The organism is Vibrio zhanjiangensis (genome assembly GCF_030161235.1).
Classification (GTDB): domain Bacteria; phylum Pseudomonadota; class Gammaproteobacteria; order Enterobacterales; family Vibrionaceae; genus Vibrio; species Vibrio zhanjiangensis.
Genome location: NZ_BSPW01000004.1, coordinates 1 through 12,415 on the forward strand (window position 1 = coordinate 1; position 12,415 = coordinate 12,415).

A 12,415-nucleotide genomic window follows, 5' to 3' on the forward strand; every position below is an offset into this window, starting at 1 on the left:
CATAAGCTGGATCAACCACTTAAGGAATTAGTTTATGTGTCCAACCATTGGGGTCCACTTCTAACTACAGTAAGATCATGGATATAAATATAAGAGGCCCACTTTTACAGCTGGCATCACTAAGTGAATACTTGAAGGACAATGCATCTGTCATTGTCACTAGCTCTAGCTCTGTTTACGAGGGTGCAAAGCTGACCTCGTTATATACCGCGTCTAAGGGTGCTCTTTCTGCTGTCATTAGAGTGTGGAGTAATGAACTCGCCCATAGAGGAATAAGGGTCAATAGTTTAGCCCTAGGTCCTGTTATCACTAATTTAAGGCGCTTCTTGTCTATCGAGGAACAAGTTGAATTTGAAAAAAGCATTGTCGAACAACTGCCACTGGGCAGAGCAGCTTCCGCTAACGAAATTGCGAACGTGGCGATGTTTCTTTTTTCTTCCGCATCATCGTATATAACAGGCAGCGAGATCCCTGTCGATGGCGGCCTAATTAAGAGATAGCTAGGAATGCCAACAAATACCGCAATTCCTAAGTTCGAGACTGCTTATATCTTTGCTTTATCATATAGTTTTATATGGTAAGTTATGGACTTACCATGATATTTATTGATGACTAGCTGGTAGTCATATAAATCTATCGACTCAAAAAATATAATCATACTCAAGGAGGGGGCCATGTTCCCGATAGAAGTTTGGATAACGTATACGTTGGCATGTTTAGTTTTAGTTATATCACCGGGCCCAGATAATATTTTGGCCATTGGTAGAGGCTTGAGCCAAGGTAAACTTGCTGCAAGCTTGTCTGGATTAGCATCTGGGGCCGGTATTTTATTCCATGTTTTAACCGCGACATTTGGATTAACACTATTAATACAAACTTCAGAGCTAGCATTTTTCATTGTAAAAACCGTAGGCGCTGGATATCTTATTTGGCTGGGTATTAAAGTACTAAGGTCTCGAAGCCTTATTAACTTATCCCCCAGTGAAAAAAAGCCACTCTCCAGTATTGTCACGACTGGTTTCTTATCCGCATCGCTAAATCCTAAGCCAGGAATGTTCGTACTCGCTTTCATACCGCAATTTGTAAACCCGCAACTTGGTTCAGTAACAACCCAGATGGTCGTCTACGGCGCGTGGTTTGCTTTGCTAACAGCGATAGGTTTTTCGCTGATGGGAATATTTGCATCTAAATTGGCGGGTTGGCTTAATAAAAAGCCGCGGGTGGTGAATGGACTCAATATAGGAGCAGGTTTAACTTTCATCACTTCGGGCTTTGCTGTCGCCGCATTAAAGCAAGAATAGTGACATCACGAAAAGAATCATTTAGTGTGCTGGTAGTTTTCTTTCCTTATGAAAACTCTCAATATTCTCTTGTTAATTCATTGATTAGGATCGCTATGAAGCCTCTCATTTCGCTACTTATCCTGTTATTCAGCATATCAGCACATAGCTTAAGCCCTAATCCGGTACTGATTAATGAAATCAAGTTTAACGATGATGCTTTTGAGCGCTGTATCAAAAAACTCGATGTTGAAGAAATAAGTCAGGTCACCCATATTATCTGCAATTACAGTAATATTCGAGACGTCAGTGAACTTGTTTTTTTTACTCAAGCTCAAGACGTTCAGTTTGTTGAAAATGACATTGAGAGTATTGATCTCTCCTCCCTAAGCCAACTTAAACGCTTGACTGTGTCAAGGAACCGCTTGACAACCATCGATGTTAGTTCAAACCCTCAACTTGAGTTTATTAATATCTCTGGAAACGCGATTACCAAGCTAGACCTCTACAACAACCATAAACTAGCAAGCTTATATGCCAATCGTACTCAGCTTGAAGAGCTGGATGTCGGACATCTTACTGACCTTAAGCGTCTTGTTATTAGCCAAAGTATGCTAACCGAGCTTAATATACGTCAAAACCACAAGCTTCAAGAGCTAGTGGTGTCTGGGGCTAAGTTAAATGAGTTGAACTTATCTCACTTGACTCGCCTAAAACATTTGGAATTACCGAACAACCAGCTCAAGCGAATAGTGTTAGAGGAGCATCCACAGTTGGTCATGCTCAATGTACGTAATAACCAGTTGCACGATATTAACCTTTCAGGTGTTGGCAGGGTAAATAGGCTGATTGCCAGCTTCAACCAATTCTCGGCTATCAATTTAGCAGATCTTCCTCTACTTCATGATGTTGAATTGAACAACAATAAGATTAGACAATTAAATGTGCGGCACAACAAACAGCTGACGCGCTTACTGGCCTTCCATAACCCTTTGATAAAACTTCAACTAGATGCTCAACAAGAGATTAAATATCTGTCGATTGAAGGCACCCCTGTGGCTAAAACTCGATTTAGTAGTGATGTGTTAGGAACAGTAGTTCCGACGGTCACTGTACTTAAAGGCGGTAAGAAGCCAGCAATTAAGGATAACTTTAGACTACCAGATAGCGAAATCATAACCCCTGAACTTAATGATTTTATCGGATTTCAATACAAAGTAACCACTAATAGCAAGAGTGGTAGATTAGAGACCTTTCCTATCACAGTCCGAGTCACTCATCCGCCAATTACGTCAACAGACTATCGGAAAACGTTCACGGTGAGTAGTTGGCCTGATACCATGCTTGAGCACGATCGTAATCAGGCGTTGTGGCACTTTTCCAGTTCAGAAGAATTGGTAGCAGGCAATTGGACCTTTGAGATCATTTATCAAAATAGGGTGTTAGCACAACATAACTTTGTTATACAAACCAATGAGGAACCGATGTTCGTCAACTCAGATCAGCCTGATGAACACGCTACCAATTTCGATAGGGTCATCGAACGAACCAATATCTCATCTCATGATCAACCTTTACTATCAACGTCTAGATATTGAATCGATGAAGGTCTGTTAAAAAGATAAAGGACGAATCACAAACCGGATTGTGTTGTAAAAATAAGAAACCAGTCTATTCCTGCAAAATACCTATAAAATCAGTCGTTTTGCTTAATGTGAGAATAACAACTGATAGATATAATGGCTTTTTATATTTGCAACAAATATTTGGGACGAGAAGTGAGAGTCGAAGAAAGACGTCAGTTATTACATAAAGGATTGAAAGCCGCTGTATTTGGTATCCCGCTGCTTGCAATAGGTTTAACCATTAATAGTTCAGTTCTGATGACCGATGCTGGTTATAGCTATGTGCATCAGAACAATCTCACTGGGGAGCTGGACGTATTCACTGAACCTGGTATCCATTTTCGCATGCCATTTCTGTCCAAAATCACCAAGTATGACCAGCTGATCACTGTGTCATTCGGAAATAACAAAGGTGAAGATTTTTATCAGCGTCTCGATGCGGTGCAGGTTCGTTTTGCCGATACCTACATTGGTCAAATACCCGTCACCTTCCGTTTCAAGCTCAGCAATGATCCTGCAGCAATCAAGAAGATGCACCGTGAGTTTCGCAATAATACCAATTTGATTGATGCATTACTGGTAAAAAACGCGCGTAACGTAACCGTGATTACTGCAACTCAATATACGGGTGAAGAGTTTTTCCAAGGTGGTTTAAACCAGTTCAAATCCAAATTGGGTGATCAGCTACGTGAAGGGATATACCTAACCGAACGTCGTCAGGTCGAAGTGGAAGAATTAGATCTTGCTCCTGTGGGCGTGAATCAATCAAACGCAAATCAACTGCAACGTACTAATCAACTGGTATGGAAGACGGTGCCGGTAGAAGATGATACGGGGCGACCAATCCGTCAGGACAATCCATTACAACAATACGGTATTCAAGTGACGCAGGTAACCATAGGTGACCCGCAGCCTGAGAATCAGCTTGATCAGCTACTGGCAGACAAAAAACGTTTGGTTGCGGATCGCATCCGTGCCATTCAGGAGCAAGAGACCTCAAAGGCACAAGCAGAGACAGAGCAGCTGCGCAAAGAGATCCAGCGTACTCGTGAAGTACAAGATGCCCAGCGCAGAAAAGAGCTGGCGATCATCGCACAACAAAAAGAGGTCGAAGTTGCGCGCCAAATAGCAGAACGTGAAATCGTCGAAGTAGAGAAAACCAAACGACTAGCTGAGGTGGAAAAAGAAAAGGAATTGGCGATAGCAGAAGCTAACCTAGCGATTCAAAAAGCCAATGCATTATCTGCAGAATTTGAAGCGAAAGCGATTCGGGAAAAAGGCCGCGCAGAAGCCGAGGTCTTAAAAGCAAAATACGCAGCACTGGGGGCAAACCGAGAAGTATACTTGGCAGAGTTGAACCGAGATGTGGCGAATTCACTGTACAACAACTTGCAAAACTTCCAAGTTCAGATGCCACAAAACTACATCGGTGGTGGTGAAGCCGCTGGCCTGAAAACCAACCTTGATGTCATTACTGGATTTGGCGCATTGGGCTTGATGGACCAAACCAAAAAAGTCGTACAGAAATAAGACCATACGCACCAAAAGCTTGGGCTTCGGTTCCTACGCAATGGCAAGGCTGATACTCGTTATCAGCCTCAGTTTTTTGCTATCGTGACATAGATAAGTAAAAGCCAGATAAACCGGCTAAGATTGAGTTTTCAATCCAAGATAACACGATGCCAAAGCCCCCTCTTCTCGCTCGGCTATATTCGATGATTGTTTTCTACCGAAGACCATTACAGCGATTCTGCCGCTTCGAGCTATCGGTTTTTTGAAAACCACAACATTAATTAATGACTCCTGATACAACCGAGGTAGAAATGCGAGTATTCATTTTATTATTAGCCTCTTTGGGCTTATTTGGATGCGAAGGTCAACATGACTCGGGGAAAGAACCCCAAATAAATGTCTATTTGGACCAAGCCAGACAAGGCGACCCGACAGGCCAATTGAAGCTAGGCATTTTGTATGAACAAGGAAATGGCATCGTTCAAGATTATAAGCAAGCGATGTATTGGTATCACAAGGCTGCTGAACAGGGAAATGCAGATGCTCAGTTTCACTTGGGGGCGATGATCGATGAAGGGAAAGGCGTTTTTAAAAATAGAATAGAAGCGATGAAGTGGTACAGAAAAGCGGCCGAACAGGGACATGCGAAAAGTCAAAACAACTTAGGTGCCATTTACGAAGAGGGCAAAGGGGTACCTCAAGACTACACACAATCAGTTTACTGGTACAGAAAAGCGGCCGAGCAGGGGTATGCAAAAAGCCAAGATAACCTCGCATTAATGTATCTTGGAGGTAAAGGTGTTCCTCAGTTTGATACACAAGCCTTTTATTGGTTCAGAAAAGCCGCTGACCAAGGATATGCAATAAGCCAAAACAACTTAGGGTTTATGTATGCCAAGGGTAAGGGGGTCTCTAAAAACGATACAGAAGCAGCGTATTGGTATAGAAAATCTGCTGAGCGAGGGAATGATGTAGGTCAAAGTAATATAGGTTATATGTACTATTCGGGACTAGGAGTTCCTCAAAACGACACAAAAGCGGCATATTGGTATAGAAAATCTGCTGAGCAAGGGAATGCAATAGCTCAGAGCAACCTAGGCGTTATGTACTACCAAGGTAGAGGTGTTCCTCAGAATTACGCACAAGCCTTTTATTGGTATCGTATGGCTGCTGAGCAGGGGTATGCATCAGCTCAAAAGAATCTTGGCGTTTTGTTCGAAGAAGGGAAAGGTGTCCCCCAAGATAACAGGCAAGCAGCGTACTGGTATCGCAAAGCTGCTGATCAGGGGGATGAGGCTGCTCAACGTAAGCTTGATAAGATGGGAGCAGCTCCCTAGTTGTACTAGTTTAAACCTCAACTGACAACGTCAAGGGTAAAATAACGTCTTCCAACCAACTCTATTTCTTAAATGGAAACATCTGCTGCTTTAGCATACCTAGTGGGATATAATCGCCAACTACACCATATTTTTCAGGCCATTCCTTTTGACCTTTTACTGCGGTACCTAATAGGTAATCGAGAAATGAAAAATGCGCAGCGTAGTTTCTATCAATAGCTGCTTTATCTGAGGAATGATGCCAATGATGAAACTGTGGTGTCACTATGATGTATTTCAGCCAACCAAAATTAACCTGAACGTTAGCGTGATTAAAGACAGCCTGAACGCCAACAATGATCACGTATAGTTCAATTATTTCTTCTGGAAACCCCAAAATAAAAATTGGAGTAAGCACCACACAGCGCGTAACAATCAATTCCAAGATATGTTGTCTCGATCCTGCCAACCAATCCATATGCTTAGCGCTGTGATGAACTGCATGAAACCGCCATAGAAACGGGATTTCGTGATAGCATCTGTGCGCGGTATACTGCATAAGATCTGCAACTAGAATAATCAAGAATAGTTGTAATGCAAATGGGAGACCTTTGATAGCACTTTGGATTTCTCCCGACACAGCCCAACCAAAAGCCCCATGCACAAACTTATTCGTTAGCAAAAGTACAAAACCAACAATAAGGTGATTGAGTAGAAAGTGATTCAGATCCCCCTGCCATTCTGGCCTTAAAACTGGCTGATTTTTACGGTGGGGAATGAGCTTCTCGATCAACACAAAAATCAGTGTTGAACCCAGTAGGTCCAGAATAAACCAATCAAGGCCAAGGTAGTACGAGCCTTGTTGCCAATCAACCACTTCGACTCTATTACCTCCAAGAGCAATTGATATAGCAATAAACACCCAAGCAATTATACCCAAACGCTTACGGCGATTTCTAATAAAGTTAAGTAGCCCAAGACTTCCTGAAATAACTAAGCTGATGAACATGATATGTCGTAATAGGTCTACGTCATAAGCCTGACGCAGATCTGGAGTTGTCAGATATTCAGGAAAATGAAAAGCTAAAACGCCCAGAAAACTGAGTATGGCTAAGAAACAAGCGATATAACCACTAATATTACCCTCACCTAAATTCAAACTCCCTTCTGGCAGAATAGTTTTACTCATCGATGTCCTCACCTATGTGAATCAAAGTCTTTAGTTATTGATCATTCCCGTTATGTATATTCTGCTGAATATAAAACGATTCATAACCACTATGTAAATCTCAAGAAATTAATAAACATAAGTGAAAAACACGCAACTAAAATCATTACTTTCTGAGAAGGTTGCATCTCATAAACATTTCCTTGACGTTTTAGATAAATATCACCAGTAAAAATTAATATTACTGTTAGCGGCATAAACAATAGCATCGTCACAGCAAGAAACCAACGACGACGATACCAAGGTATTTGATCATAAGTAATATCTAATGGTTGTTCAGATGAAGTTTTTTTGCTTGTGCTGTTTGTCATATTTCTTCCTTATATTTAATGTTTTTGACTTCATTCTGAATTGAATAACCCTAAAACAAATACTTAGCGTAGAACTCTGTTAGCTCAACATCTGTTTTTAGACTTTCTTCTACTCGATGGTCAAATTTGTCTGGTTTTTTGTTAGTAAATAAGTACGACTTAGGGAAAACACGCTCTAATCGCTTCCCTGTAATAACCGCCCTTTTTCGCTTATCCATAAAAGAAAAAACTTGTACGATAAACTCGGTGTTTTCACTCTTTGTGTTTAAATGCGGCCTGCCAGTTGGTTGAATAGTAAAATTCGCTGGTCAGTATGTGCCCATCAATTTTCCTACTATGTTTCATACAAGCTAGTCTTTTTTTAGGTTTACACCTATTTTTTCGCCGCATGTCAAAATAAAATTTGCAATGAACAATGTCAGTGAAAATGATAAAACCACAACTAAAAATATTAAAACGAGTTCATACACATTAGCCCCGATAAATAGATCAGCTAAGCTTAGTTTCTCCCAAATCATCAGATAACCAAAAAAGGCGATAAATTGAATCATCATCCAATTAAATAATGAGGTCCAACGAACTCCTGATTCAAGTAAGGCATCATATCGATAGCCAATTAACACACCTGCACTTAATGTAGGGATTATATTAGTTAAAATGGCTTCTCCAGGTATCTGAACCGACCAAAAGTAATCCAAAATCGATATAATTATCAACCACACAATAGATGCAGAACATAGTGCTGTGGTCACAAAGCGTTCAGATTGATTATGAGTAACTATTTCTGGTGCCCGTGATTGACTACTGGTTTCTCTATCCATTTCTACTGATTCACTACAATCTTTTACCATGTCAGAAAACTTTTGCTTAAAATCTTCTGGCCTTTTATCAACGCGCAAGTAAGGCACAAGCATAGGACGAAAGAAGCTGTTATCTTGGATAACGGCACTGATTCCCTTACTCATAAACGCACAGATTTGCGTCAACAGAAAGGTGTTATCATTTTCAGTGTTCATAAATACTCTGCCTGTTCCCTGCACATAAAAGTAACGAGTTGTCGTATTGCCTCTGTCACTCCAATCTTTATGATGTAAGAAAAGTTTTAACCCATATGTATCTTCCCGAAACGTTAGGTTATTAAAGCTCGAGTAGAATAACTTTCCTAAGTACCACGTATAAACTATATTATATTCCCGATCAAAAAAAATATCCGCACGTCGATAGAATCGCAAAAAAGCCGTCGTAATTATTAGTGATAATATAAATAGCAGACTAATGATCGCTACTTTTTCATATATTGATTTTCGATAATTTTCATCACCATATTTATGGACAGCAATAAATAAGTCGATACGTGATCCCTTACCGCTATCTCCGACTAGAGCTCGGTAATAGTTATCATCATTCTTATCATAATTGTATCCCAATGATTTCAGCTCTAAGTTACGTTGAATGTTATCGTGAGCGTATGAAATCATTCCTCTATTGGGGCCAAATTCATACGCTTGATATAAAAAGACACACCATAAAGCAGCTACCCATGGTAATAAAATATACATTCTATAATTATGACTTGCATTTCTTACAGATAGAGTTGACTCATCAATAGCCATTATTGGCTCTTGAGGGTCTTTTAATGGCTCTATACTATAACATTCAGCGAAGTGATTTGTGTAATCTGCCAGTCTTCGTGTATTAGTAAGTGAATTTCGTTTGTGGTTATCTTTTCTAACAGTGCCCACTAGAGTAAAGTTGATCCACCTTCTATATATTCTTTCCAATAAAGATATTTTATTTTCTTTATTCATATGCCTTTCACAATATTTTTGATTGTTTTTTTGAATATTTATTTAGTAGAAACATTCCTATAGTTATCATCACAGACACAGATAAAAATGAACATGCCAAAACAAACCTAGCAAAAGCTCTTTCCATATCGCCAGTATCTAGATACTGGAAACACTCAATCATATTCGAACAAAAAAAATAGATAATCCCCAAGCTGAGAGAAAAATTCAACAATGATCCTATAGACTCGGCTCTATCTCTTACTTTAAATGCGTCTTTCTTAGGTATACTATGACTTTTTTCCGTTTCCACAAATATTGAACTCAGATATCTAATATGCAGTAGAATATCATTATACAACTTTTAACCTGTTTATTTCTGCACATATCACTAAGCAAAAACACTTTTTTCATAGTCATTAAGTCTATTTAAGTAATATATGATTAAACAGGAAGCATTTAGATATAAGTTGACTTGTTTCAAACAGGCTACCAGCGACTATATCGCGTGCCCTTTTACCCAGCGAGTTTGGTATTGATGAACAAAATCCCCTTCGGCTTCTAGGGCGGCGTTAACGCGTTGCTCAAAGTTGTCTGGTTTAGGATCGATACGCCAGAAAAACTTGGCGGGTTTGCGCTTAAAAGAAGAGCCAGTGATCACTGCGCTTTTGCCATGGTCCATAAAGGCGAGGATTTGCGCGAGTGGATACGTGGTATCGGCTTCGGTGTGAAAGGTCAGCTTGCCGGTATCAATGCCAACAATCGCCATCGGGCGATAGCCCTTTTGTTTTTTGTTTTCAAACTGCAACACAAGGTTAATGCCAAGGTGGTTTTCAATTAAACCCATTTTATCAAAGTAGGCCGCACCCACCCTGCCATGGCGCCAGCTATAAACAATTTTGCGCTGGCGATCAAAATAGACTTCGGCATCTCTAGGTTTAAGAAGGAAAAGCAGCCACATAACAATACCCACTAACAAAAAAGAACTTATCATTAGTACGCCTGTGAGGAAATGTTCAAGCGTGCCTTCCACTTCCTTAGCCCTTATATAAGTAGCCCAAGTTACCTCACCATCTTCATTTAGCAATGCTCTGGCATATTTTTCAACTTCGTCAGCACCATACGTAGTGTGTCTTAAAGCCTTTTGTTGCTCAAAATACTCCAGCATATCATGCGCGTATTCCTGCCGACTTTCAAAGTTAGGCATCCAATCATAAAACATATAAAGTGGCATAAAGGTAAACACCATCATCAGCGGAACGATAACGGCATTGCGCCGATTGTGATAACCAGTTCTTACGGTAAGCACCCTATCATCTACTGATACTATGGGGTCAAGAGGGTCTTCCATGGGAATCACGGCCACCTCTGCGCGAAACTCCTGCCACCATTTGGAAAAAGGCTGAGCTTTGGTGGTGAATATGCCCCAAAATCTGCGTTTCATTTATTTCCTTGCTTTTATATCGCGTGCCCTTTTACCCAGCGAGTTTGGTATTGATGAACAAAATCCCCTTCGGCTTCCAGGGCGGCGTTAACGCGTTGCTCAAAGTTATCGGGTTTAGGATCCACGCGCCAGAAAAACTTGGCGGGTTTACGCTTAAAAGAAGGGCCAGTGATCACTGCACTTTTGCCGTGGTCCATAAAGGCGAGGATTTGCGCGAGTGGATACGTGGTATCGGCTTCGGTGTGAAAGGTCAGCTTGCCCGTATCAATACCAACAATCGCCATCGGGTGGTAGCCCTTTTGTTTTTTGTTTTCAAACTGCAACACAAGGTTGATACCGACTTGGTTTTCAATTAAACCCATTTTATCAAAGTAGGCCGCACCCACCCTGCCATGGCGCCAGCTATAAACAATTTTGCGCTGGCGATCAAAATACACTTCGGCATCTCTTGGTTTTAGAAAGAAAATGACCCACATAGAAATGTTCGGTAATAAAAAAAAGCATAAAAAAAGAAAATCATCCATAAGACTCTCAAGTTGACCTTCTAACTCTTTAGCCCTTAAATAAGTAGACCATGTCACCTCACCATTTTCATCGAGCAGCGCTTTGTAACGCCTTTCAATATCGTCAGTTCTGTAAGATGGGTTTGCCAATGCCCTTTGTTGCTCAACATACTCTAGCATTTCATGAGCAAATTCTTGCTTACTTTCAAAATCAGGCAGCAAATCATTAAGCGCTAAAATTGAAAAAAAGCTATACACCATCATCAGCGGCACGAGAATGGCATTGCGCCGATTGTGATAACCAGTTCTTACGGTAAGCACCCTATCATCGACAAAGACGATAGGGTCAAGAGGGTCTTCCATGGGAATCACGGCCACCTCTGCGCGAAACTCCTGCCACCATTTGGAAAAAGGCTGAGCTTTGGTGGTCAATATGCCCCAAAATCTGCGTTTCATTTGTTTATCGCTGCTAAATTAAATAAACCTTTTTTGGTATAGTTGGGGTAATTCATGCTCGCGCTTTAAGATTTCTTCAAGCCTAGCATCAAAGTCTTCTGGCTGTTTGTCTTTAGCTTGCCATGTTCTCGGCATTTCTCTTTCAAATTGAGCACCTTTGATCACGGCTTGTTTCCCTGTTCCCATAAAAGCAAACAACTGGGCCAGAAGAAGGTTGTTGTCTTGCTTACTGTTAAAAAACATGGACTCTGAAGGCTGAATAAGAAACTCCACTTCTTTATACGTATAGCCATCCTCCGTCTTTTTCTTTTCACCATATAGGAACAGCCGTAAACCAAGCGTTTCTTCGCGAAAGCCTATATTCTCAAAACGACAGGCAGCCACACGCCCTTTACGCCATGTGTAAACAATCTGGTTTTTTCTATCGAAAAAGAGATACGCCATAATACGAAAGCGCAAGTACCAATAAGTTAGCGCTACTGATATGGTAAATAGTACCAAAATAATAAAAAAGTGTTCGTTTTGATAACGTTTTTGTGTTTCTCCACCATATAAATGAACAGCCTTAACATAGTCAAGTATGCCACTATTTTGATCGTCTCCTAGCATTGTTTTGTAGTAGTTGTAATCACTGTCACTCAGTGAATATCTATCTGTTTTATATTCTATCAAATTACTGCGCGCAAACTTAACTTCGGCTGAATTTGGGCCAAGATCAGAAACTACAAAAAATAGAAAACACCAGAACCCAATAGCCATGGGGAGAATGTAGTGTGAACGATAATTATGCACACCATTTCGAATCGCCAGAATACGATCATTAACCGACATAATTGGCTCTCGCGGATCATCTAGCGCAACTAATTCAATTTCATCTAAGCACTCGTCTTTGATATCAACGAGTTTGTTGATACCACTTTTATTTCTACGAAATGAATTTTCCATTTTTTATC

At 40.6% G+C, this 12,415-nt stretch carries 12 protein-coding genes; 5 read left to right on the top strand and 7 right to left on the bottom strand.

The window, feature by feature from the left end; genetic code table 11:
* Window positions 1-77 precede the first annotated feature (77 nt).
* The 5 genes from QQK21_RS00715 to QQK21_RS00735 all read left to right on the top strand — a co-directional run bounded on the left by QQK21_RS00715 (window position 78) and on the right by QQK21_RS00735 (window position 5,754).
* The gene (locus tag QQK21_RS00715; protein WP_284190285.1) at window positions 78-500 is read left to right on the top strand and encodes an SDR family NAD(P)-dependent oxidoreductase; all 423 of its coding nucleotides are present in this window, start codon (window positions 78-80) and stop codon (window positions 498-500) included.
* 174 nt (window positions 501-674) lie between these two features.
* Window positions 675-1,301 (top strand): LysE family translocator, encoded by a 627-nt coding sequence (locus tag QQK21_RS00720; protein ID WP_284190286.1) that lies wholly within the window; start codon window positions 675-677, stop codon window positions 1,299-1,301.
* 95 nt (window positions 1,302-1,396) lie between these two features.
* Complete coding sequence (locus tag QQK21_RS00725) at window positions 1,397-2,878, top strand: DUF3859 domain-containing protein (protein WP_284190287.1); 1,482 nt, start codon at window positions 1,397-1,399, stop codon at window positions 2,876-2,878.
* Window positions 2,879-3,019: 141 nt separating this feature from the next.
* Complete coding sequence (locus QQK21_RS00730; protein ID WP_431313090.1) at window positions 3,020-4,435, top strand: SPFH domain-containing protein; 1,416 nt, start codon at window positions 3,020-3,022, stop codon at window positions 4,433-4,435.
* A gap of 266 nt (window positions 4,436-4,701) precedes the next feature.
* The gene (locus tag QQK21_RS00735) at window positions 4,702-5,754 is read left to right on the top strand and encodes an SEL1-like repeat protein (protein ID WP_284190288.1); all 1,053 of its coding nucleotides are present in this window, start codon (window positions 4,702-4,704) and stop codon (window positions 5,752-5,754) included.
* Window positions 5,755-5,815: 61 nt separating this feature from the next.
* On the opposite strand, the gene QQK21_RS00740 is transcribed toward QQK21_RS00735, so the two are convergent.
* The 7 genes from QQK21_RS00740 to QQK21_RS00770 form a co-directional block, all read right to left on the bottom strand.
* A complete protein-coding gene (locus QQK21_RS00740) occupies window positions 5,816-6,922 on the bottom strand; it encodes a sterol desaturase family protein (RefSeq protein ID WP_284190289.1) in 1,107 nt (368 codons plus the stop codon).
* An 89-nt stretch (window positions 6,923-7,011) separates the two neighbouring features.
* Window positions 7,012-7,272 (bottom strand): hypothetical protein, encoded by a 261-nt coding sequence (locus QQK21_RS00745; RefSeq protein WP_284190290.1) that lies wholly within the window; start codon window positions 7,270-7,272, stop codon window positions 7,012-7,014.
* A gap of 50 nt (window positions 7,273-7,322) precedes the next feature.
* Entirely contained in the window at window positions 7,323-7,490 is a 168-nt protein-coding gene (locus QQK21_RS00750; RefSeq protein ID WP_284190291.1) for a hypothetical protein, read from the bottom strand.
* Between the two features lie 132 nt (window positions 7,491-7,622).
* The gene (locus tag QQK21_RS00755) at window positions 7,623-9,080 is read right to left on the bottom strand and encodes a hypothetical protein (RefSeq protein WP_284190292.1); all 1,458 of its coding nucleotides are present in this window, start codon (window positions 9,078-9,080) and stop codon (window positions 7,623-7,625) included.
* A gap of 478 nt (window positions 9,081-9,558) precedes the next feature.
* Window positions 9,559-10,503: a hypothetical protein gene (locus QQK21_RS00760; protein ID WP_284190293.1), complete on the bottom strand. Its 945-nt coding sequence runs from the start codon at window positions 10,501-10,503 to the stop codon at window positions 9,559-9,561.
* A gap of 14 nt (window positions 10,504-10,517) precedes the next feature.
* The gene (locus tag QQK21_RS00765; RefSeq protein WP_284190294.1) at window positions 10,518-11,462 is read right to left on the bottom strand and encodes a hypothetical protein; all 945 of its coding nucleotides are present in this window, start codon (window positions 11,460-11,462) and stop codon (window positions 10,518-10,520) included.
* A gap of 18 nt (window positions 11,463-11,480) precedes the next feature.
* On the bottom strand, window positions 11,481-12,407 hold the full coding sequence (locus QQK21_RS00770) for a hypothetical protein (RefSeq protein WP_284190295.1): 927 nt from the start codon (window positions 12,405-12,407) through the stop codon (window positions 11,481-11,483).
* Between the last annotated feature and the right edge of the window lie 8 nt (window positions 12,408-12,415).